We start from the raw sequence: 22,351 nt of genomic DNA on the forward strand, positions 1-22,351 counted from the left end.
CATAACAATGTCAGAGCTCACTCTCAACAACCTGCTGGTCGTGCCCTTGGCGCCGCTGGTGGGTTCGATCGCGGCCGGCCTGTTCGGCAAGGCCATTGGCCGCCGCGGATCCCACGTGTTGACCATCCTGGGTGTGTTGATTGCCTTCATCTTCTCGGCCATGACGCTGCAAGCGGTGGTCCAGGACGGGGCGCATTTCAACCAGACGGTCTATGAATGGATGACCCTCGGGTCGCTGAAGATGGAAGTCGGCTTCATGGTCGACGGCCTCACCGCCATGATGATGTGCGTGGTGACCTTCGTCTCGCTGATGGTGCACATTTACACCATCGGCTACATGGCAGAAGACGACGGTTACCAGCGCTTCTTCAGCTACATCTCGCTGTTCACCTTCTCGATGCTGATGCTCGTGATGAGCAACAACCTGCTGCAGCTGTTCTTCGGCTGGGAAGCGGTGGGCCTGGTGTCCTACCTGCTGATCGGGTTCTGGTTCAAAAAGCCCACGGCCACCTTCGCCAACATGAAGGCCTTTCTGGTCAACCGGGTGGGCGACTTCGGCTTCATCCTGGGCATTGGCCTGATCGTGGCCTACACCGGCTCGCTCAGCTACACCGAGATCTTCGCCAAGGGCAGCGACCTGGCCGCGCTGACGCTGCCCAAGACCGACTGGTCGCTGATCACGGTGATCTGCATCTGCCTGTTCATCGGCGCCATGGGCAAGTCGGCGCAGTTCCCCCTGCACGTCTGGCTGCCTGATTCGATGGAAGGCCCGACCCCCATCTCCGCTCTGATCCACGCCGCCACCATGGTGACGGCGGGCATCTTCATGGTGTCACGCATGTCGCCGCTGTTCGAGTTGTCCGATGCCGCGCTGAACTTCATCGTGGTGATCGGTTCGATCACGGCGCTGTTCATGGGGTTTCTGGGCATCATCCAGAACGACATCAAGCGCGTGGTGGCGTATTCCACGCTGTCGCAACTGGGTTACATGACCGTGGCCCTGGGCGTGTCCGCCTACAACGTGGCCGTGTTCCACCTGATGACGCATGCCTTCTTCAAGGCGCTGCTGTTCCTCGGCGCGGGTTCAGTCATCATGGGCATGCACCATGATCAGGACATCCGCAACATGGGCGGCCTGCGCAAGTACATGCCCATCACCTGGATCACGTCCTTGCTGGGCTCGCTGGCCCTGATTGGCACGCCGTTCTTCTCGGGCTTCTATTCGAAGGACAGCATCATTGAAGCCGTGCACGCCAGCCATCTGCCAGCGGCAGGCTTTGCCTACTTCGCCGTGATCGCCGGGGTTTTCGTGACCGCCTTCTACAGCTTCCGCATGTATTTCCTGGTCTTCCATGGCAAGGAACATTTCCACCACAAGCCTTTCCCGGGCGAGCACGACCATCACGACGACCACGCTGATGCCCATGGCCACGGTGACCACCATCATGCGCACACACCGCATGAATCACCCTGGGTGGTGACGGTGCCGCTGGTGCTGCTGGCGATTCCCTCGGTCGTGATCGGCTGGTTCACCATCCAGCCCATGCTGTTTGGCGAGTTCCTCAAGAGTGCGATCTTTGTCGATCTGGAACGCCATCCCGCCATGGAAGAGTTGGCCCACGAGTTCCACGACGCCACCGCCATGGCCTTGCACGGCCTGAGCACGCTGCCGTTCTGGCTGGCACTGGGCGGTGTGGTCACGGCCTACGTGTTCTACATGGTCGCGCCGCAGATCCCGGCCTTCTTTGCTCGCGTGCTGCGTCCGCTGATCGTCATCGGCGAGAACAAGTACTACCTCGACTGGTTCAACGAAAACGTGCTGGCCGCTGGCGCCCGTCTGCTGGGCCGTGGCCTGTGGAAGATCGGCGACGAGACCCTCATCGACGGCTTGGCCGTGAATGGTTCGGCCAAGCTGGTCGGCCTGATCAGTTCGCTGGTGCGCCTGTTCCAGACCGGTTACCTCTATCACTACGCGCTGGTCATGATCTTGGGGGTGTTCGCCCTCATGACATGGTTCGTGTTCATGCAACATTGAGCGCGGGACCAGTTCATGCAAACAATGTCCAATACCCTTTCTCTGGCCATCTGGATTCCGGTGGCGTTCGGGGCTTTGCTGCTGGCCATCGGCCGTCAGGAAAACGCCAAGGTCACCCGCTGGATTGCGCTGATCGGCGCCATCGTCGGCTTCCTGGCCACCATCCCGTTGATGGCTCAATTCGACAATGGCACAGCGGCCATGCAGTTCGTCGAGAAGTCCGCCTGGATCGAACGCTTCAACGTGTTCTACCACCTGGGCGTTGACGGCATCTCGATGTGGTTCGTGCCGCTGACGGCGTTCATCACCATCATCGTGGTGCTGGCGGGCTGGCAGGTCATTGAAGACCGTCCCCACCAGTATTACGGCGCCTTCCTGATCCTGTCGGGCCTGATGATCGGCGTGTTCTCGGCCATCGACGGGCTGCTGTTCTACGTTTTCTTCGAAGCCACGCTGATCCCGATGTACATCATCATCGGCGTGTGGGGCGGACCGCGCCGGGTCTACGCGGCGTTCAAGTTCTTCCTGTACACGCTGCTCGGCTCGCTGTTGATGCTGATCGCGCTGATCTTCCTGTACTACAAGTCGGGTGGCAGCTTCGACATCCTGACCTGGCACAAGCTGCCCCTTCCGGCCTTGGCTCAGTCGCTGCTGTTCGGCGCTTTCTTCGCGGCCTTTGCCGTGAAGGTGCCGATGTGGCCGGTGCACACCTGGTTGCCCGACGCCCACGTCGAGGCGCCCACGGGTGGTTCGGTCGTGCTGGCCGCCATCATGCTGAAGCTGGGTTGCTACGGCTTCCTGCGCTTCATGCTGCCCATCGTCCCGGATGCCAGCCGTGAGTTCGCCCCTGTGGTGATCACGCTGTCGCTGATCGGCGTGATCTACATCGGCCTCGTGGCCATGGTGCAGCAGGACATGAAAAAGCTGGTGGCGTATTCGTCCATCGCGCACATGGGCTTCGTCACCCTGGGTTTCTTCATCTTCAATGAGCTGGGCATGTCCGGCGGCCTGGTGCAGATGATTGCCCACGGCTTCGTGTCGGGCGCCATGTTCCTGAGCATCGGCGTGCTGTACGACCGGGTTCACTCGCGCGAAATCGCCAGCTACGGCGGGGTGGTCAACACCATGCCCAAGTTCGCGGCGTTTGCCTTGCTGTTCTCGATGGCCAATTGCGGCCTGCCGGGCACCGCGGGTTTCGTCGGCGAGTGGATGGTGATCCTGGGTGCGGTTCAGTTCGACTTCCTCATCGGCCTGCTGGCCGCCACCGCGCTGATCTTTGGCGCGGCCTACACGCTGTGGATGTACAAGCGCGTGTACCTGGGCGACATCGCCAATGACGATGTGCGTGGCCTGACCGACCTCAATGCCCGCGAATTCCTGATCATGGCCATCCTGGCCGTTGCCGTGCTGTGGATGGGCATCCAGCCCAAGCCTTTCACCGATGCGATGCACGTGTCCGTGACCGAGCTGCTCAAGCACGTGGCACAAAGCAAGCTGAACTGAGGCCCGAGAACAACATGACACAACTGAACTGGCTCGCGGTCGCCCCCGAGATCTTGTTGCTGACCATGGCTTGCGTGATTGCGCTGGTGGATCTGTTCGTGACCCATCCGCGTCGCTTGCCGACCTACATCCTGACCATGGTGTCGCTGGCCGCCGTGGCGGGCCTGCACCTGGGCGCGCTGGACGTCAGCAGTTCCAGCTATGCCATGCAGCGCATGGTGGTGACCGACCCGATGGGGCATTTGCTGAGCTTTTGCGCCACTTTGGCCGTGATGGCCAGCCTGGTCTATGCGCAGACCTATGCCGGTGCGCGCGACATCCTCAAGGGCGAGTTGTTCACCCTGAGCATGTTCGCTTTGCTGGGCATCTCGATCATGATCATCGGCAACAACTTCCTGACCATTTACCTGGGTCTGGAGCTGATGTCGCTGTCGTCGTACGCATTGGTGGCCTTGCGCCGTGACCATTCGCAATCGACCGAAGCCGCCATGAAGTACTTCGTGCTGGGCGCGCTGGCCAGTGGCTTCCTGCTGTACGGCCTGTCGATGATGTACGGCGCCACTGGTTCGCTGGACCTGGGTGAGGTCTACAAGGCCACGCTGTCGGGCCAGATCAACAAGCAGGTGTTGGTATTCGGTCTGGTGTTCATCGTGTCGGGCCTGGCCTTCAAGCTGGGGGTCGTGCCTTTCCACATGTGGATCCCCGACGTGTACCAAGGTGCGCCCACCGCTGCCACGCTGATGGTGGCAGGTGCCCCCAAGCTGGCCGCCTTCGCGATCACCATCCGACTGTTGGTGGAAGGCCTGATCAACACCGCCACCGACTGGCAGCAGATGCTGATGATCCTCGCCGTGGCTTCGATGGCGCTGGGCAACCTGGCGGCCATTGCACAGACCAACCTCAAGCGCATGCTGGCTTACTCCGGCATTGCGCAACTGGGTTTCATGTTGCTGGGCTTCGTGCCCAGCGTGGTGTCGGGCAATACCTTGTCATCCAGCAATGGCTATGGCTCGGCCTTGTTCTACGTGCTGACGTATGTGCTGACCACCTTGGGCACCTTCGGCATCATCATGTTCCTGTCGCGCCCCGGTTTCGAATCCGAGCAGGTCTCTGACCTGGCGGGCCTGAACAAACGCAGCCCCCAGATGGCCGCTGTGATGGCGATCTTCATGTTCTCGTTGGCAGGCTTGCCGCCCACCGTGGGTTTCTACGCCAAGCTGGCGGTGCTGCAGTCGCTGGTGACCACCAGCTCGGCTTTGCACCTGCAGTTGGCCATTGCTGCCGTGATGCTCTCGTTGGTGGGCGCTTTTTACTACCTGCGCATCGTCAAGGTCATGTACTTTGACGAGCCCACCGACACCACCCCGGTCACGGCCAGTGGCGAGGCCCGGGCCTTGCTGTCGGTCAATGCCATCGCGGTGTTGGGCCTGGGCATCCTGCCTGGCGGCTTGATGGCCTTGTGCGCTCGCGCCATCACCCAGTCGCTGGCGGGCTGATCGAGCATGGGCGGCTTGATCCCGGTGTGGGCGGTGGTCGCCGTGTTGGCAGTGGCCATGCTGGCGGCCAACGCCCCTTTCTTGAATAACCGGCTGTTCTTGCTGGGCCCGACGCGCGTGCCCAAGTCACTCTTCGTGCGGCTGCTGGAGTTGCTGGTGTACGCCAGCCTGGTCTTTGGCCTGGGGCGAGCCCTGGAGGGGCAGTTGGGCCAAGCCAGCCCCCAGCGCTGGGAGTTCTATGCCGTGGGCATGCTGACTTTCCTGACCCTGGCTTTTCCCGGTTTTGTGTGGCGCTACCTGCGTCGCAATGCGGTGCACTGAGCTGATGAACCAGCCCACGCCAGCCTTCAACGACGACCACCTGCGCGAAGAAACGATCGAATCGCACCAGGTCTACCAAGGTCATTTCATTGACCTGCGCCGTGACCGCGTTCGCTTGCCCAATGGCCGGGAAGCTGGGCGCGAGTACGTGGTGCATCCAGGCGCCGTGATGATCGTCGCGATCCTGCCCGATGGCGGCCTGGTGATGGAGCGGCAGTACCGCTATCCTGTTCGCCAGACCATGATCGAGTTCCCCGCCGGCAAGCTGGATGGGGGCGAGGGCGGCTTGGCCTGCGCGCAACGCGAGCTGTGGGAAGAAACCGGCTACCGCGCCAAGCGGTGGGCCAAGGCCGGCATCATGCACCCCGTGATTGGCTATGCCACCGAGATCATCGAGATCTGGTTCGCCGATGACTTGACGCTGGGTGAGCGCCACCTGGACGACGGCGAGTTCCTGGACGTGTTCACGGCCACGGCCGATGAGCTGGACGTGTGGATGCAACAAGGTTTGCTGACCGATGCCAAGACCATCGTCGGGATGATGTGGCTCAAGCAGTGGCTGGCTGGTGTCTGGCCCTTGGACTGGCAAGAGATCGCCTGACTGACCTTCGCACTCAGGTGCTTGGCCCAGGAAGCTGGTCAACACTGATCAATCGTCCCGGGTTCATCAAACCCCCAGGATCCAAGGCCTGCTTGATCGCCTTCATCATGCCCAAGGCAACCGCTGATTTGCGCCGCGCGAGCTCATCGCGCTTGAGCTGGCCAATGCCATGCTCGGCCGACAGCGTGCCCCCCAACTGCAAGGCCGTGTCGTAGACCAGGCGGTTGACCTCGGCTTCGTGCTCGGCCAGGAAGGTGGCGCTGGGCAGGCCGGGCGGACCCTGCACGTTGTAGTGCAGATTGCCATCGCCCAGGTGCCCGAAACAAACGATCTTGCAGCCTGGAAAGGCATGGGCCAATAGAGCCTGAGTGGTGCGAACGAACTCCGGAATGGCCGAGGTGGGCACCGCGATGTCGTGCTTGACCATGAGCCCTTCCTGGCGTTCGGCCATGGGGATCGCCTCGCGCAGGGCCCACATGGCGTGGTTCTGCGTGTGGTTCTGAGCGATGGTGGCGTCAAGGACGAGGCCCTGGCTCACGGCCTGGGCTAACAAGGCTTCCAGGGCAGTGCGGGCCGCCAGATCGGACTCCGCATGAGTGGTGTCGATCAGGACCGTCCACTCGGGAACGGGGCCTGTGATTCCTTCGATGGCGTCGCTCACCAAAGGTGCCATGGCGCGTGCCTGTTCAGGCAAGTATTGCCGCACCAGGGCGAGGGGCCAGGCGTGCATGACTTCGAAACCGGTCAGGCCCGCATCCAGCCGCGCGCGCGCGCTTTGCAAAAGCGCCACACAAGCGTCCAAACTGGGGCAGGTCGCCAGCGCCGTCACTTGCCCGACAGGCTGAGGGAACAGGCGCAGCGTGGCGGCGGTGATGATGCCCAGCGTGCCTTCGCTGCCGATGAACAAATCTCGCAGGTCGTAGCCGCTGTTGTCCTTGCGCAAGGCGGTCAGGCCATCCCAAACTTCGCCCTGGGCGGTGACGACTTCCAAGCCCAGGCACAGCTCTCGGGCCGTGCCATAACGCAGCACCTGGGTGCCGCCCGCGTTGGTGGCCAGGTTGCCGCCAACGGTGCAAGAGCCCTCGGCCGCCAGGCTCAAGGGGAAGAGCAGTCCGGCTTGCGAAGCCGCCTCTTGAACCTGGGCCAGCAGGCAACCCGCCTGGACGGTCATCGACAGGTTGGCGCGGTCCACGGCCACAAGCTGGTTCAGGCGTTGCAGGTTGAGCAGCAACTGGGTGCCGCTGCCATTCGGGATGGATCCGCCGACGAGGCTGGTGTTGCCGCCTTGAGGCACCAGGCTGACGCCGTGGCGGGCACACAGCCTGACCACCGCGGCCACTTGCATGGTGTCGCGCGGGCGGGCAATGGCCAAGGCCTGGCCCACATAGCGACCCCGCCAGTCGTGCAGGTACGGCGCCAGCACGCCTGTGGCCTCGTTGCCGGGCAGGATCAAGCCGTCGTCGCCCAGCAACTGGCGCAAGGACTCCAGAAAGACGTGGTTGCTGGACATGGGCTGAACGGCGGTCTAGGCCGGGGTGGCAGGGGCGGGCTTGCCTGCCTTGAGGCGCAGGCGCACATAGACCGCGCAGGCGGTGAACAGGCTCAGGCTCAAGGCCACTTCAATGCCTGCCAGGATCTGGCTGAGGCCCGTGTCGCTGGTGGCCCGCATGGCGCCTTCGGTGAAATACAACCACACCAGCAAGGACAGCCAGCGGAAGGTGTACATGCGGTGCTTGATCAACCCGGTGAGCCCGAAGACCAGTGGCAAGACCTTCAGGGCCAGCATGCCCGTGCCACCCTTCAGCGGGGCCCATTGCAACTCCCACAGCAAGCCCAGCACGATCAGGCCGACCAGCGAGCCAAACGCGATCCAGCGCACGTGGTTGATGGCGCGCAGGCGCGAGGCCGGGTGCTGACCCAGTGGGATGACGGGCAAGGGATCGAAGTTGTCAGGCATCAAAGTGGGGCAGGTTGGGGGCAGTGGCGTCGTTGGCGCACCATGGCTGGCATCATAGCCAGATGATTTCGAAATTGACCGTGTGGAAGGCGGCGCATCAGCGTTGGTCGGCCCTGATCCTGGCCTTGAAGCAGTGGCCCTGGGCCGAGACCCTGGTGACCTTGCGTCAGCGTTTTCGGGAAGATCGCCTTGGCATCACCGCTGGCAGCCTGACCTTCACCACCACCATCGCGCTGGTGCCCTTGTTCACGGTGATGCTGGCCTTGTTCAGCGCCTTCCCGGTGTTCGCACGGTTTCGCAAGACGCTGGAGCTGCAGTTCATCCAGGGCTTCGTGCCCGATGCCATCGCCAAGCCAGTGCTGTTGTCGCTGACCAAATTTGCGCTCAAGGCCAGCCAGTTGGGGGGCATGGGCTTGATCGTCCTGGCCGTGACCGCCCTGGCCTTGATGCTGACCATCGACCGCACGCTCAACGCCATCTGGCGCGTGCGCACGCCCAGGCCGATGGCACAGCGCGTGCTGGTGTACTGGTCGGCGCTCACGCTGGGGCCGCTGGTGCTGGGTGCCAGCTTGTCGGTGACCTCTTACTTGCTGTCGGCCTCGCGGGGGCTGGTAGACGAGTTGCCGGGTGGTGTCGAGTTTTTCCTGGGGCTGATCGTCTTCAGCTTGCAAACTGCGGGGTTTGCCGCGCTGTTTCGATTCGTGCCCAACACCTACGTGCGTTGGGAGCACGCGTGGGGCGGGGCGCTGTTTGTGTCGGGCACGCTGGAGCTGGGGCAAAAGGCGCTGGCCCTGTACCTTGGCAAGGTGCCGATCTACTCGACCATTTATGGTGCCTTCGCGGCCGTGCCCATTTTCTTGGTCTGGATCTACCTGAGCTGGGTGATCGTGCTGATGGGGGCGGTGATCGCCGCCTACACCCCCAGCCTGCTGTCGCGGGTAAAGCGGTGGCCCGACACGCCGGGGCACCGATTTCAGCTGAGCCTGGCCTTGCTCAAGGCTTTGGCCGCCGTGCAACATGCTCAGCAGAAAGGTCATTCCGCAGAGGGACTGGCTGCCCTGCTGCGCACCGATCCGCTGCAGATCGAGCCCATTTTGGAGACCCTGGTGGAGCTGGACTGGGTGGCTCGGCTGGACGAGCCTGATGCGGAAGGCGGCGGCCGTTTTGTGCTTCTGTGCGATCCTGACCAGGCGGTCATGGCGCCCCTGGTGGGGCGCCTTTTACTCAAGCCCGACGGCTTCACCGATGGATTTTGGGCAGCCGCCAAACTGGACGAATTGACCCTGCGACAGTCTTTAACGTAACACTGTGCGAGCCAATGCAGGGTGAACCCCAGCCGACCGCGTGCCTGTTGGGCATTCGGGCACGGTTTGCGCTTCAAAAGCTCAGAATTTGCGCGGGTTTGAGCCCGATCACCCATTGGCGTTTGCCACATATTGCGGCAATATGACTCAACAGCGTCAGACGCACTGTGCAACCCCTGAACAAGAGGAGACCGACCATGAAAGTCAGCGACATCCTGCGAGTCAAAGGCAGCACCCTATACACCGTGCAACCCGAACAGCTCCTGTCTGAAGCGGTCAACACCATGGCCCAGTTCGACATCGGGTCTCTGGTCGTGATGGAACACGGTGACGTGGTCGGCATGCTGACCTTCCGGGAGGTGATCCAGGCCGTGGTGCGCAATGGCGGCGTCATGGGCGACACCCGCGTGCGCTCGGTGATGGACGACCATCCGCTCACCTGCACGCCCGACACCGAGATTGACGAAGTGCGCCGCATGATGCTGAGTCGTCACGCGCGCTACATGCCGGTCATGACGCAAAAAACCCTGATGGGCGTGATGTCGTTCTACGACGTGGCCAAGGCCGTGGTTGACAGCCAGGATTTTGAAAACCGGATGCTCAAGGCCTACATCCGCGACTGGCCGGTTGAAGAAGAGGCTGGTGAGCGCCAGGCTTTGCTCTAAAAATCAGCGTGCCCCCTCCCGCGGAAGTCGCGCAGCGCTTCCGCTCAAACGCCCGGCTTTGTCCGGGCGTTGTCGTATGGGGGACAATGGCGGTCTCGCGGTTTTCGCAATTACCTGGTTCGCGCAATGGCTGGCAGCACCCTCGGACTCTTGTTTTCCGTCACCAATTTTGGCGAATCGCATGGCCCGGCCATCGGCTGTGTGATCGATGGTTGCCCGCCCGGCATGGTCTTGTCCGAGGCCGACATCCAGCCTGAGCTGGACCGCCGCCGTCCTGGCACCTCCCGCCACGTCACCCAGCGCAACGAGCCCGACGCGGTTGAAATCCTCAGTGGTGTCTACGAAGGCAAGACCACTGGTGCGCCCATAGCCCTGCTGATCCGCAACACCGACCAGCGCAGCAAGGACTACGGCAACATCCTGCAGACCTTCCGCCCGGGGCATGCCGACTACACCTACTGGCATAAATACGGCCTGCGAGATCCGCGCGGCGGTGGTCGTTCATCGGCGCGCCTCACTGCGCCCATGGTGGCAGCCGGTGCCGTGGCCAAGAAGTGGTTGCGTGAGCAGTACGGCACCGAATTCCGCGGTTGCATGACCCAGCTCGGCAACGTGCCCATCGCCTTCGAGGGCTGGGAACACGTGCACCACAACCCCTTCTTCGCAGCCAACACCAGCCAGATCGAGGCGCTGGAAGACTACATGGACGCCCTGCGCAAGGAGGGCGACTCTTGCGGCGCGCGACTGACGGTCGAAGCCACCAATGTGCCCGTTGGCCTGGGCGCGCCCTTGTTCGACAAACTGGACGCCGACATCGCCTACGCCATGATGGGCATCAATGCCGTCAAGGGCGTTGAGATCGGCGATGGTTTTGGCGTGGTGGCCCAGAAGGGCAGCGAGCATGGCGACGAGCTGACGCCGGAAGGCTTTGGCTCCAACCACGCCGGTGGCGTGCTGGGCGGCATCTCGACTGGGCAGGACCTGCGCGTGTCGATCGCCATCAAGCCGACCAGTTCGATCCGCGTGCCGCGACAGTCCATCGACCTGGATGGCCAGCCCGCCACGGTGGAAACCTTTGGCCGCCACGACCCTTGCGTGGGCATCCGCGCCACGCCGATCGCCGAGGCCATGCTGGCCCTGGTCCTGATCGACCATGCCTTGATGCACCGTGCGCAGTGTGGCGATGTGGTGGTGAGCACGCCGCAGATCGCGGCGCAGCGGCCTGACTGACTGACTGACTGGCCGGGCTGTGTTCAGTCCGTGATGCCGCGCTCGATCAACTCAATCTTGTAGCCATCCGGATCAGTGATGAAGGCGATCACCGTGTTGCCGCCCTTGACCGGGCCGGGTTCACGCGTGATGGCGCCGCCCAGGGCCACGGCCTTGTCGCGCACCGCCTGGCAGGTGGCCACGATGTCATCGACACCGATGGCGATGTGGCCATAAGCCGTGCCAAGCTCGTACTTGTCGATGCCGTAGTTGTAGGTCAGCTCCAACTCCGCCTGCCCCGGGTTGCCGCCGCCAAAAGCGAGGAAAGACAAGCTGTATTGCTGCTCGGGCCGATCGGTGGTGCGCAGCAGGGTCATGCCCAGCACCTGGGTGTAAAAATCAATTGAGCGTTGCAGGTTGGTGACCCGCAGCATGGTGTGCAGAAAGCGCATTTTTCAATCTCCGGCAGGTTGTTCGGTGGGCAGCAGTTCGGCGTCCATCCAGCCGCGAACGCTGTTGATCAAGGCCAGGCCCTGGGCTTGGCGCAGTTCATCGAAGGTGATGCTGCGTTCGCGCAAACGGCCTTCTGCCAACAGCGTTTCGCGCATCACGCCGGGCAGCAGTCCGGCAGACAAGGGCGGCGTGAACCACCCACCCGCCAGCTTCACGGCCAGGTTGCCGATGGTGAATTCGGTGACCTCGCCTTGGGCGTTCCACAGCAGGGTGTCGAAGCAGCCGGGTGGCGGGTGGAAGGGCGCGTAGGCGCTGCGCTGGGTGGTCTTGTGGGCGATGAACTCGTCGGCCAAAGGCATGGCTTGAACCGCCAAGGCCACCCGGATGGGCAACTGGCTGGCCGCCAGGGGGCTGGATTCGCAGGTCGCCTGGCCCTGGGCGTCTAGTAGCAAGCGGACCTTGTGAATGCCCTGGGGGTGCGCCTTGGTATGTCGCGTCAAGGTGCCACGGACCCCTGCCACGTCCAAGGGAAAACCGAAATGCCTGGCCGTGCGCGTCAGGCGCTGAAGGTGGCCTTCCAGCCTGGGGATGCACCCCTCTTCCAGCCGCAGTGATTCCAGCAGTTCAAAAGGTTGGGCGGCTCGCTTCAAGAAGGCCTGCTTGTGCCGCCATTCACTGGCCTCGGCCTCGGCCGTGGCATCCAGGGTGATGCCGCTGCCGATGCCGCAATGGGCATCCCAGCCTGGCTGCGATCCAGGCCGCAGCACGACGGTGCGGATGGGCACGTTGAAGGTCACTTCACCCCCAGGTGTCATCAGCCCCACAGCGCCGCAGTACACGCCGCGAGGCGAGCCTTCCAGCGCAGCAATGTGGTGCATGGCGCGCCGCTTGGGCGCCCCGGTGATCGAGCCACAGGGGAACAGCGCGGCGAATACATCGGACAGCCGCAAGCCTTCGCGCGTGCGTGCCTGCACGGTGGATGTCATCTGCCACACGGTGGGCAAAGCCTGCACGTCAAACAGCGAGGGCACCTGCACCGAGCCCACCTGCGCGATGCGCGACAGGTCGTTGCGCAGCAGGTCCACGATCATCAGGTTCTCTGCGCGCTCCTTGTCGCTGGTTTGCAGGTGCCGGGCGGCGGCGGCGTCTTCATCCGGCGTGCTGCCACGCGCCGCCGTGCCCTTCATGGGGCGCGTGATGATCTGGTCGCCCTGCCAATGGAAGAACAGCTCGGGCGAAACGCTCAGTACATGGCTGAGGCCTGTGGCGGAGGGTTGCTCGGCGGTGTCCAGGTAGACCGCGTAGCCATCGGGCTGGCTGCGGTGCAGGGCATGGAAGTACTGGAGCGCGGTCTCCGGCGCCTTCGGCTCAAGTTGGCTGCGCAGCGGCGTGGTCAGGTTGATCTGGTAGACCTCGCCCGCCCGGATCAATTCATGGATGGCTTCGATCTGTGCCGTGAAGGCGTGAGGGCTCAAGCTGGATTGCCAGGGCGTGGTTTGCCAGGCGCCCCGGTGAGTCGCGGTGGGCCAAGGCAAGGCCTGGTCGAACACGGCGAACATGGCCAGTGCTTGACCGGGCTCGGGCTGGCAAACGGGCAGATGGTCGTCAAAGGCGGGGGCCGCTTCATAGGCCACCCATCCCACGCACCAGCGCCCTTGTCGGGCGTGCTCGTGGGCCGCATCGATGACGCTGCGCACCTCCGCAAGTTCAGTGGCCACCAGCCATGTCACGGCTGGGCCGAACGCGTGCTTTTGGCGGCCGCCCTGTGCCGCGGGAAAGTCCAGCAAGGCCACTGGGGGTGGCGAAGGCACCGCACTGATGCTCATGGCAGCGAGCGAAATCGCTTCAGCCGCGTGCGCGCAGGGCACACCACAGGCCTGCCAGGCCCAGCACCACGAACAGCGCCAGGCTCCAGAATTCGAAAGGCACACCGATCAGCTTGGCGGCGGCATCGGCGCATGATGCGCGCACCTCGAAGGCCGCTGGCAGCGTGGTGTCCAGGTGCAGGCTGGAGACGATGCGATCTGCCAAAGTCAGGTTGCAGGACGAAGTCTTGGCCGCCACGAAGTGCTGGTACCAAGCCGAGGCCGCACCTGACGCCGCGGCAAGCACGATCAGCACCGATGTCAGCAGCGTAACCACCCGGCCACCGATCAGGGCACCCAGCCCCGCCAGGATCGCGATCAGCAGGAACTGCACGCGCTGCAGGATGCACCAAGGGCAAGGCTGCATGTCCAGTTGGTACTGGGCCAAAAGGGCAAAACCCACAGAGGCCACGCAGGCCAGAGCGATCAGCGCCAGCACAGGGCGACCAGATGGGGCGGGGCGGAGGTTGAGTGAACGCATGGATCAGACAATTTCAGCGATGAGTTCGATTTCGACGCAGGCACCCAGCGGGATCTGCGCCACGCCAAAAGCGCTGCGCGCATGCCGGCCGGGTTCGCCAAACACCTGGGCGATCAGCTCGGAGCAGCCATTGGTGACCAGGTGGTGCTCGGTGAAATCAGGGGTGCTGTTGACCAGGCTCATCACCTTGACGATGCGCACCACCTTGTCCAGGCCGCCAGCGGCCACCTGCAGAGTGCCCATCAGGTCGATGGCCACGGCGCGCGCGGCTTGCTGGCCTTCGGCGGTGGTCATGGTCTTGCCCAACTGGCCGACCCACACGTGCCCATCTTTTTTGGCGATGTGGCCCGACAAAAACACCAGGTTGCCCGTGCGCATGAAGGGCAGGTAAGAGGCGGCGGGCACGGTCACTGGGGGCAGCGTGATGCCCAGGGTGTCGAGGCGGTCTTGGATGGACATGGTGGCAACAAATCTAGGAGGTAGGACGGCCCGCCGACAGTGGTCAAAAGCAGCAGGTCAAAGCTTGGCCACGATCCTACACCGCCACCCGTGTCATGCCGCGGTGAAGGCCCATTGGCCACCCTGGTTCAGGACCAGTCGGTGAGAGTGAAAACCGTCGAGCGTGCTGCGGTGTCCCACGCTCACCAACATGCATTGCGGCAGCTCTTTTCGCAGCAAGGTGTACAGGGCGTGCTCCAGCCCTTCGTCGGTGGCCGAGGTGGCTTCATCGAGGAAGGCGATGCGGGGCTGGTTCAACAGCACGCGCGCAAAGGCCAGCCGTTGCTGCTCGCCCAGCGACAGGATGCCCGACCAGTCGGCCGGCTCGTCCAGGTGAGTCTGCAAATGGCCCAGTTGCACCTTGATCAAAGCGTCGTGGATCAAGGCGTCGTCCAGCACCAGGGCCGGGTAGATCAGCGCGCTGCGCAAATTGCCCAGGGGAAGGTAAGGTCGTTGCGACAAAAAGAGGGCGTGTGGGCCCACGGGTCGGTCGACGGCCCCCTGGGCATGGGGCCAAAGCCCCGCCAGCGTGCGCAGCAAGGTGGTTTTGCCACTTCCTGACGCACCTTTGATCAGCATGCTTTGGCCCGGCTGCAAGGTGAGGCTCAAGCCTTGCACCAAGGGATGGCCATCGGGCCGTGACACGCCCACGCCAGCGATCACCAAAGCGTCATCACGGCCGTTGATCTGTATGCTGGGCAGGTCGCGCGCCTGCTGATTGGCGTCCATGAACCCGGTCAAGCGATCCAGGGCCGCACGGTACTGCGCGAACTCGTCGTACGACATGCGAAAGAAGGACAACGCATCCTGCACCTGGCCAAAGGCCTGCGAGGTTTGCATGACGTCACCCAGCTTGATGGCACCGCTGAAGAAGCGCGGTGCCTGCAAGATGAAGGGGAACACCACGGCCAACTGGTTGGCGGCAAGGTTGAACCCATCGAACTTCAAGCCCCGGAACAGCAGTGCCCACACATTGGCGATGACGGCCGCGAAACGGTTCATCAAGGTGGCGCGTTCTACGCGCTCACCTTGGTAAAAAGCAATGTTCTCGGCGTTCTCGCGCAGGCGCATGAGGGCGTAGCGGAAATTGGCGCTCAATCGTTCGTTCAGGAAGTTCAGGCTGATCAGCGGACGACCCAGCTTGAAGGCGACCACGGTGACCACGAGCACATAGACGTACACCAGGAACACCATGGCGCGCGGCACCTCCACCCCCATGATGGCCAAGGCGCCCGACAACCCCCACAACATGCCCGTGAAGGCCACCAGCGAGACGACGGCATCGGCTGTGCCAATCGACAGCTTGCGAGACGAAGACACGAAGGTGGCGATGTCCTGTTGGATGCGCTGGTCGGGGTTGTCCACCGGCTCGTTCAGGAAGTGGCCTCGGTAGTAGGCGTCGCCCTCCAGCCAGTCCTTGGTGAGCCGTTCGTTCAACCAGGTGCGCCAGTCGATGTCGAAGACCTGGCTGATGTAGGCAGTGAGCAGCACCCTGAGCACATGCACGGCGGCCAGGATGCTGAAGATGCCCAGGAAGAACCAGAAGGCCTTTTGGTCCAGGGCCTGCAGGGCGCTGTAAAAGCCGTTGTACCAAAGCGAGAACAGCACGTTCATGCGCACCGAGAACATGGCCAGGAACAGGATCAGGGCCACGGTGAGCAGTGGTTTCCAGCTGCGCTTGGGCGTCAGGTAGGGCCAGCCCAGGCGCAAAAACTGGCGCCCCCAACGGGTGCTGCGCGTGACGAAAAACCCCACGGCCACGAACCCCACACTCGTGAGTGCGAATGCCTGGGCCAACCACACCAGGCTGGCAACCAGCTCTTGACTCCAATCCAATTCGGTCTCCTTGAGCACGCTGTGCAGGGGATTGTGCGTGAAGCCCCAGCGCGGGTAGATTCTTGGCCGGATGGCGCGCCTTCAGGCTAGACTGAAGGCGACCAGCACTGCGAGAGTGCTCACACGAAGTATCACCATGAATGATGATGACGACCGTGACGCCTGGATTGACCGCTGCTCAGCCGAGTTGCGGGCCTTCCGACCCAGTCTGAGCCCTGACGAGGCCGAGCAACTCGCCGCCGACATCTGGTGCGATTCCCCCAGCCTGGGCCCCGAAGACGCCGCCGAGCGCGAAGTGGCCAGTTGGCGAAGCCTGGGCATCAGGGACTGACCGAGCCCCCTAACTTGGCATCGCCCACTCGCTCTTTGTGGGGGTTTCAAGTGGGAGGCCTCTGGCTACGATTCCTGCATCACACAAGACGTGTGCAGGAGAGTGCGATGAGGATCAGTTTCAACCCGATGACAGCGATGGGCATGTTTGCCTTCATGGACGGACTGGGCCGTGCCCTTTTCAAACCGAGTGCACCGGCTGAGCCCAGGTCCCCAGATCCAGGTCCGTTTTACTGGAAGGTGATGTTCATCGATCAGAACGGCGTTCTGCAGAAGTCCACCGTGCGCGTCATCACGCTGCACTCCGACCTGCGGCGCCTGACCGTGTGGTGCGATGCCCTGGGCCGGGAATGCGTCTTGAAAATCAGCAAGATCGTGGAGGCCAGCGATCTGCAAAGCGGGCGCAAAGTCAATTTGCACCGCTGGTTGGTCGGCCAGCAAACTCCGTCGGTTTGAGTTAACGGGGTCCGAAAAACAACGTGGCATCCCCCCGGTTCGAGGTGGTTTTCGGTCATCCACACACTGTTACCTAGGGTTTACATCCATAACGGCCCGTATTCAGCTAGGATTGCTGCATCGCAACAATTTTTTTGGGGTGAATCATGACGCAACACACATTGAAATACGAATCTGATGCCAGCCGCAAAGGCCTGGGCTACGAAAAGCTGGGCGTGATCGCCGGTTTCCTGGTCGGTTTACCCGTGGGTGTCGGTTTGATCCATGCCCCTTTGGCGGAACTTGGCGCGCCTCAGTGGTTGAGCATCATTGCCACGGTGGCCGTCGTGGCGGTTTGCACGGCACTTGGCCTGCGCGGCGGTGCAGCATTGGCCAAACGGGCTACGCACGATGCGTGAGTTTTGCCGAAGAGGCTGAGGGCAACATCCCCTCAGCCTTCAGCAGGCTTTCCAGGCAATGTTCCTGTATTTGATAGAAGTTTTTGATGTCTTGAATTTGCGTCAACGTTTCAGCCGCCTTGTCTGGTGCGCCTGAAGCCCGTTTGGTCGCCAGGATCATCTTGTTCTTGTTGGTGTGCTCCAGCGAGACAAATTCAAAGACCTGCGTGTCGTAGCCGCAGGCTTCCAGCAGCAGCGCCCGCAGGCCATCGGTCAGCATCTCCGCCTCCTGGCCCAGGTGCACGCCGTGTTGCAAGATGGGGCGCAGCGGATGAGGGCTCAGCAACTGGGGCCGGATCTGCTTGTGGCAGCAGGGCGAGCACATGATGATGTCAGCTCCGGTGCGGATGCCCATGTGAATGGCGTAATCGGTGGCGATGTCGCAAGCGTGCAGCGCGATCATCACGTTCACTGTGCCAGCCTGGTAGTTGCGCACATCGCCATGGTCAAAGCGCAGGCCCTTCAGGCCCAACTTGCTCGCGGCAGTGTTGCCCAACTCGACCATGTCCTCTTTCAAATCAACCCCTGTCACCTGCGCGGTCAGGGCCAGGCTGGTTTGCAGGTAGTCGTGGATGGCGAACGTGAGGTAACCCTTGCCCGACCCAAAATCCACCACGTGGATGTTCTGGGCCTGGGCCAGTTGTGATGAGGCCAGGGCGCGGCTGAACACCTCAATGAATTTGTTGATCTGCTTCCACTTGCGCGACATGGCCGGGATCAAGGCCTGTTTGGCGTCGGTCACACCCAAGGCGGTCAGGAAAGGGCGGTCCAGCGCCAGCAGGCGTTCTTTCTGGCGGTTGTGTTCCTGACTGGTGGGTTCGTGCTGCTCGCTCTTGCCAAAGCGCAGCGTGGCCTTGCCCTTCTTGCTGATGGCCAACTGGATTTCTTCGGTCGGGGTCAGCAGGTGGGCATTCCTGAAGTCCTGGCCTACCATGGTTTGGAGTGCGGCCAGTCCTTCGGCCACGGGCAGGTTCTTGATGATGTCCTTGGTTTGGTGCCGGTGGACGAAAGACAGGCAGGCTTGCCCCTTGATGGTGACTGGCCGCACCTGCACACGGACCAGGTCGGCGACCGGGCCGACGTAATTGCCCAGCACCAGCTTGACCAGGGTCTGCTGATTGAGGTGTTCATGCACCAGGCTGAAAAATTGATCGTGCGGGGTGGGCATGCGGGGCGCCTTTGTCTGGAAATGGGGCAAGGCTGGGATTGTCGAGGGCATTTTCCCCAAAGCAAAAGCCCGGCCGTTTTAAAAACGCCGGGCTCCTGGGTCGACGACCACGATCGGGTCGACTTACCGGCCGGGGTGGGTCCTGGCCGATCATGCCCCCAGACGATCAGGGGAGCCGTCTCACCGACGGCGTGATGCTGGCAGATCCACCCTGCCAGCTTGCAATAACGCAAGCGCTGCACCCGTTCAAGCCACCGTTACCCGGTGTGCCTTGCGGTTGATGGAGATCCCATCGTTCACCGCCATTGCAGTGTGAATCAAGTGCGCCTGTGGGCGCAAGAGGCCACAGGCACGTCGCTGGCTTGGACGTGAAAAGCTGCGCGACTTTTCCCGCCGGTAACGGGATGTAAGGCAGACTCGGGTGATTGGGCTGACAAGGTGAAACAAAGCATGAAACGTACGGCACTGTTGACCGTGGCAGAGATGGTGCAGTCAGAGAACTTGACCATGCAAGCGGGGACGTCTGGGCAGGCGTTGATGGAGCAGGCAGGCAAGGCCGTGGCCGAAGCGATCCTGGCGCGCTGGACCAACCGGTCCGTGGTGGTGCTGTGCGGCCCGGGCAACAACGGCGGAGATGGTCTGGTGATCGCCCGGTGCTTGGGCGAGGCGGGCTGGCCTGTGCGCGTGGCCTTGCTGGGTGAGTGGGCAGCGTTCAAAGGCGATGCCTTGATCCAGGCGCGGTATTGGGATCCGGCCTCTTGTGTGCCCTTGCACCCCGATGCGCTGGAGGGTGCCAGCTTGGTGGTCGATGCCTTGTTTGGTTCGGGCTTGAGCCGACCCTTGAGCGACATGGCGGCCACCACGCTGCAAGCGGTGGCCCAGTCCGGGGTGCCGATGGTGGCCGTGGATGTGCCCAGCGGTGTGTTTGGTGACACGGGAGAGAGCGCAGGTGCGGTGCAGGCCGCTTTGACGGTGACGTTCTTCCGCAAGAAGCCTGCCCATGTCTTGCTGCCGGGCAGGGCTTTGTGCGGCGAGGTGGCGGTGGCCGACATTGGCTTGCGGGCGGATGTGGGTGACTTCGTCAAGCCAGCCACCTTTGAAAACACGCCGGAGTACTGGCGCAGTGATTGGCCAGCGCTGACGGCCGATCACCACAAATACCAACGTGGCCACGCCTTGGTTTACGGCGGCGGCGTGATGACCGGCGCCTCGCGCTTATCGGCGCGGGCGGCCGCTCGTGCAGGCGCAGGCTTGACCACGGTGGCGGTGCCTGAATCGGCCTGGCCGGTCTATGCCGCGGCCTTGAACAGCATCATGGTGCATCCCCTGAGCGGCCAGGATTCGGTGGAGCTGGCGGCGAGCCTGCGAGAGGTCTTGCGCGATGCCCGCATCAGCGCGGTGTTGCTGGGCCCCGGAGCGGCAGGTGGCTTGGCCCGGGGCGTGCGTCCCCTGGCGGAAGTGGCCTTGGCCAGTGGGCGCCCAGTGGTGCTGGACGCCGATGCCTTGTCAGCCTTTGAAGACGACCCCGATGCTTTGTTCGCCTTGATCAAGGCCACACGTGGGCCGGTGGTGATGACGCCCCATGAGGGTGAGTTTGCGCGCTTGTTTCCGCAGGCCAAGGCCTTGCCTGCTACTGACAAGCTCAGCCGGGCGCGTTGGGCGGCGCATCGCAGCGGGGCCGTGGTGGTGCTCAAGGGCGCGGACACGGTCATTGCCGCGCCAGATGGGATGGCATTGGTCAACACCAACGCGCCTCCAACGCTGGCCACCGCCGGGGCAGGCGATGTGCTGGCGGGCCTGATCACAGGGCTGCTGGCGCAGGGCATGGCGGTGTTCCATGCCGCCGCCGCGGCAGTCTGGCTGCATGGCGAGGCGGCACGGGCTTTTGGCGCTGGCCTGATCGCCGATGACCTGCCTGATCAGTTGCCGGCCGTGCTGCAAAAACTGCTGCAACCCGGCTGATTCAAGTCAGCCGACGCAAGTGCGGTTCTTGCCGGTTTGCTTGGCCTCGTACAGGGCCACGTCGGCGCGGTCCAGGGCGGCCTCGATGGCCTCATCGGTGCGGTACTGGGTGACGCCGGCGGAGAAGGTGATGAACACTTTCTTCTCATCCTGCGTGAAGAACTCGGCGCTCAAGGTGCGTTGCAGGCGGGTCAGCACCAGCTGCGCTTCGTCCACCGGCGTGTCGGGCAACAGCACCACGAATTCTTCGCCGCCGTAGCGGGCCAGTGAATCGCTGGGGCGCAGGCACTCGCTCACGCGGCGCGACAGAAACTGCAGGGCCAGGTCGCCCGTGTGGTGGCCCATCTGGTCGTTGAGCTTCTTGAAGTTGTCCACGTCCAGCAAGCCGATGGCCAGGGCGCCGCCGCTGCGTTGCATGCGCGCACGCTCGGTCTCGAAGGATTTGGCCAGGCCACGCCGGTTGGCGATCTGGGTGAGCGGGTCGGTGGACACCTCGTCAGACAGGCGGCGGATTTCGTCTTCGAGCGAGCGCACGCGGTCGGTCAGTTCGGTGGCGCGTTCGTGCTCTGCTTGCATGCGGGTCTGGGCCTGGTTGACCAGACCGTGCACGGCGCGGCTTTCGTCCACCATGTCGCGGACCACGCCCGCCAGGCTCTCCAGCGAGTCGGCTTGGCCGATGGTGTCGGCATAGCGCCCCAGGCTTTGCTGGAAGCGGTCGGTGGTGCTGCCCAACTCGGCGATCTCTTGCAACATCTGGTGGATGAACTGTTTGAGCGACTGGCGCGCGGAATCACGCTCCAGCTTGAGTTCCTTTTGCCGCTGCCGGGTGCTGTCCAGCAAATCCTGCATGTGCTTGACGCCACGGCTGTTCAGCCCTTCATCCAACTGGAACTGCATGGCCTGGCACTGGCCCTGCACCCAGGAATCGTCCTCGGCCAATTCGACCAGGCTGTCGGTCAAGGTGTGGCACAGCTCGTTGAGTTGTTCGACGAGGTGGTAGCGGTGTTCGATGATGCGCCGGGCCTGGTCGCAGGCCTGGGTGATCTGGTCTCGCGTGGCCTCCAGCTCAGGCTGGCCCAGGCCTGATTGGCGGCCCTGGCTCAGGGCACTTTGCAAAGCGGCCTTGGCTTCCAGGGCCTGGCCGAGGTTGTCGGGCAGGGCGGTGATCAGGACGCCATGGGTTTGGGCCAGGGCATGCTCGGCCAGCGGGGGCCAGGCTTCGCCCGGGCTGGCGGTGGGCGTCATCGTGGCGGGAGGTGCGTCCGTCGTCAATGTGACCGCTGGTGGCGCGGAGGCCGAGCTGGTGGTGTCGGGCGGTGCCGTGTCTGCATCGGCGGTGTCCACCACCTCCAGCAAGCTGTCGTCAAGCGTGTCGCTGTCCCAGCCCCCCACCAGTTGGGTCAAGCGCTGGTGCAAGCGGCTGGCGGAATTCTTGCTGCCATCCAACACCCGCTGCAAGCTGTCTTTTTTGCGGGCGGCCGTCCATTGGCGCCCCCCGCGCTCCGCACCGCGCACGATGCGGCCGATCAATTGCGACCAGCGCTCGCCATCAGCGGCCGGTGTCAGGGCAGGGGCCGCATCGGGGGCCACCGTGGGTTCGGTGGGCGCAGGGCTCCCACCTTGCTCGGCCTCGTAGGCCTTGCGGAAATTCTCTGGCGTGGGTTCCAGCCTTTGTTCGGCCAGTTGGCGCAGGGCGGCCTTGGCCAGTTGCGCGGGGGCCTGCTGTGCAGCGCCACTTCCCGATGAACTGCCCATGGTCGATTCCTCGGTGATT

The 22,351-nt window shown here is 63.2% G+C and carries 21 protein-coding genes; 12 read left to right on the top strand and 9 right to left on the bottom strand.

What is annotated here, in order from left to right; genetic code table 11:
* Positions 1 to 7 precede the first annotated feature (7 nt).
* Genes nuoL through PSV40_RS17895 form a run of 5 tightly spaced genes read left to right on the top strand, consistent with a single transcriptional unit; the run spans position 8 to position 5,956 of the window.
* The gene (gene nuoL / locus PSV40_RS17875) at positions 8 to 2,035 is read left to right on the top strand and encodes an NADH-quinone oxidoreductase subunit L (RefSeq protein ID WP_300540275.1); all 2,028 of its coding nucleotides are present in this window, start codon (positions 8 to 10) and stop codon (positions 2,033 to 2,035) included.
* 24 nt (positions 2,036 to 2,059) lie between these two features.
* The gene (locus tag PSV40_RS17880) at positions 2,060 to 3,538 is read left to right on the top strand and encodes an NADH-quinone oxidoreductase subunit M (RefSeq protein ID WP_300540277.1); all 1,479 of its coding nucleotides are present in this window, start codon (positions 2,060 to 2,062) and stop codon (positions 3,536 to 3,538) included.
* A gap of 14 nt (positions 3,539 to 3,552) precedes the next feature.
* Positions 3,553 to 5,034, top strand: a complete 1,482-nt coding sequence (nuoN, locus tag PSV40_RS17885; RefSeq protein ID WP_300540278.1) for an NADH-quinone oxidoreductase subunit NuoN — start codon at positions 3,553 to 3,555, stop codon at positions 5,032 to 5,034.
* 6 nt (positions 5,035 to 5,040) lie between these two features.
* Positions 5,041 to 5,355: a DUF2818 family protein gene (locus PSV40_RS17890; RefSeq protein ID WP_300540280.1), complete on the top strand. Its 315-nt coding sequence runs from the start codon at positions 5,041 to 5,043 to the stop codon at positions 5,353 to 5,355.
* Positions 5,356 to 5,359: 4 nt separating this feature from the next.
* Complete coding sequence (locus tag PSV40_RS17895; protein ID WP_300540281.1) at positions 5,360 to 5,956, top strand: NUDIX hydrolase; 597 nt, start codon at positions 5,360 to 5,362, stop codon at positions 5,954 to 5,956.
* A 13-nt stretch (positions 5,957 to 5,969) separates the two neighbouring features.
* Here PSV40_RS17895 and PSV40_RS17900 read toward each other — a convergent pair whose 3' ends face one another.
* Both PSV40_RS17900 and PSV40_RS17905 read right to left on the bottom strand, forming a co-directional pair.
* Positions 5,970 to 7,466: an FAD-binding oxidoreductase gene (locus tag PSV40_RS17900; protein WP_300540283.1), complete on the bottom strand. Its 1,497-nt coding sequence runs from the start codon at positions 7,464 to 7,466 to the stop codon at positions 5,970 to 5,972.
* Positions 7,467 to 7,481: 15 nt separating this feature from the next.
* Positions 7,482 to 7,913, bottom strand: a complete 432-nt coding sequence (locus PSV40_RS17905; RefSeq protein ID WP_300540284.1) for a DUF2069 domain-containing protein — start codon at positions 7,911 to 7,913, stop codon at positions 7,482 to 7,484.
* Positions 7,914 to 7,975: 62 nt separating this feature from the next.
* Between PSV40_RS17905 and PSV40_RS17910 the strand changes: the two genes are divergently transcribed.
* The 3 genes from PSV40_RS17910 (at position 7,976) to aroC (ending at position 11,112) form a co-directional block, all read left to right on the top strand.
* Positions 7,976 to 9,217 carry a YihY family inner membrane protein gene (locus tag PSV40_RS17910; RefSeq protein ID WP_300540286.1) on the top strand — a complete coding sequence of 414 codons (1,242 nt, stop codon included), beginning with the start codon at positions 7,976 to 7,978 and terminating at the stop codon, positions 9,215 to 9,217.
* 197 nt (positions 9,218 to 9,414) lie between these two features.
* Complete coding sequence (locus PSV40_RS17915) at positions 9,415 to 9,882, top strand: CBS domain-containing protein (RefSeq protein WP_300540288.1); 468 nt, start codon at positions 9,415 to 9,417, stop codon at positions 9,880 to 9,882.
* Between the two features lie 126 nt (positions 9,883 to 10,008).
* Positions 10,009 to 11,112, top strand: coding sequence for a chorismate synthase (gene aroC, locus PSV40_RS17920; RefSeq protein ID WP_300540290.1), 1,104 nt, complete (start codon positions 10,009 to 10,011; stop codon positions 11,110 to 11,112).
* 23 nt (positions 11,113 to 11,135) lie between these two features.
* On the opposite strand, the gene gloA is transcribed toward aroC, so the two are convergent.
* The 5 genes from gloA to PSV40_RS17945 form a co-directional block, all read right to left on the bottom strand.
* Positions 11,136 to 11,543: a lactoylglutathione lyase gene (gloA, locus tag PSV40_RS17925; RefSeq protein ID WP_300540292.1), complete on the bottom strand. Its 408-nt coding sequence runs from the start codon at positions 11,541 to 11,543 to the stop codon at positions 11,136 to 11,138.
* Between the two features lie 3 nt (positions 11,544 to 11,546).
* Complete coding sequence (locus PSV40_RS17930; protein WP_300540294.1) at positions 11,547 to 13,370, bottom strand: bifunctional anthranilate synthase component I family protein/class IV aminotransferase; 1,824 nt, start codon at positions 13,368 to 13,370, stop codon at positions 11,547 to 11,549.
* Positions 13,371 to 13,389: 19 nt separating this feature from the next.
* A complete protein-coding gene (locus PSV40_RS17935) occupies positions 13,390 to 13,890 on the bottom strand; it encodes a disulfide bond formation protein B (protein WP_300540296.1) in 501 nt (166 codons plus the stop codon).
* Between the two features lie 3 nt (positions 13,891 to 13,893).
* Positions 13,894 to 14,349, bottom strand: a complete 456-nt coding sequence (locus PSV40_RS17940; protein WP_300540298.1) for a RidA family protein — start codon at positions 14,347 to 14,349, stop codon at positions 13,894 to 13,896.
* 93 nt (positions 14,350 to 14,442) lie between these two features.
* The gene (locus PSV40_RS17945) at positions 14,443 to 16,224 is read right to left on the bottom strand and encodes an ABC transporter ATP-binding protein/permease (RefSeq protein ID WP_300540300.1); all 1,782 of its coding nucleotides are present in this window, start codon (positions 16,222 to 16,224) and stop codon (positions 14,443 to 14,445) included.
* Between the two features lie 136 nt (positions 16,225 to 16,360).
* Here PSV40_RS17945 and PSV40_RS17950 point away from each other — a divergent pair, with 136 nt between their 5' ends.
* The 3 genes from PSV40_RS17950 (at position 16,361) to PSV40_RS17960 (ending at position 17,408) form a co-directional block, all read left to right on the top strand.
* Complete coding sequence (locus PSV40_RS17950; protein ID WP_300540301.1) at positions 16,361 to 16,555, top strand: hypothetical protein; 195 nt, start codon at positions 16,361 to 16,363, stop codon at positions 16,553 to 16,555.
* A gap of 143 nt (positions 16,556 to 16,698) precedes the next feature.
* Positions 16,699 to 17,010: a hypothetical protein gene (locus tag PSV40_RS17955; protein ID WP_300540303.1), complete on the top strand. Its 312-nt coding sequence runs from the start codon at positions 16,699 to 16,701 to the stop codon at positions 17,008 to 17,010.
* A gap of 146 nt (positions 17,011 to 17,156) precedes the next feature.
* On the top strand, positions 17,157 to 17,408 hold the full coding sequence (locus tag PSV40_RS17960; protein ID WP_300540305.1) for a hypothetical protein: 252 nt from the start codon (positions 17,157 to 17,159) through the stop codon (positions 17,406 to 17,408).
* Here PSV40_RS17960 and PSV40_RS17965 read toward each other — a convergent pair.
* A complete protein-coding gene (locus PSV40_RS17965; RefSeq protein ID WP_300540307.1) occupies positions 17,392 to 18,615 on the bottom strand; it encodes an SAM-dependent methyltransferase in 1,224 nt (407 codons plus the stop codon). The two genes, PSV40_RS17960 and PSV40_RS17965, sit on opposite strands and share 17 nt — an antisense overlap.
* Positions 18,616 to 19,065: 450 nt before the next feature.
* Here PSV40_RS17965 and PSV40_RS17970 point away from each other — a divergent pair, with 450 nt between their 5' ends.
* Positions 19,066 to 20,577, top strand: coding sequence for an NAD(P)H-hydrate dehydratase (locus PSV40_RS17970; protein ID WP_300540308.1), 1,512 nt, complete (start codon positions 19,066 to 19,068; stop codon positions 20,575 to 20,577).
* A gap of 6 nt (positions 20,578 to 20,583) precedes the next feature.
* Here PSV40_RS17970 and PSV40_RS17975 read toward each other — a convergent pair whose 3' ends face one another.
* Positions 20,584 to 22,332: a diguanylate cyclase gene (locus PSV40_RS17975; protein ID WP_300540310.1), complete on the bottom strand. Its 1,749-nt coding sequence runs from the start codon at positions 22,330 to 22,332 to the stop codon at positions 20,584 to 20,586.
* Positions 22,333 to 22,351: the final 19 nt, after the last annotated feature.

The sequence above is a fragment of the Polaromonas sp. genome (genome assembly GCF_029945925.1).
Lineage (GTDB): Bacteria > Pseudomonadota > Gammaproteobacteria > Burkholderiales > Burkholderiaceae_C > Polaromonas.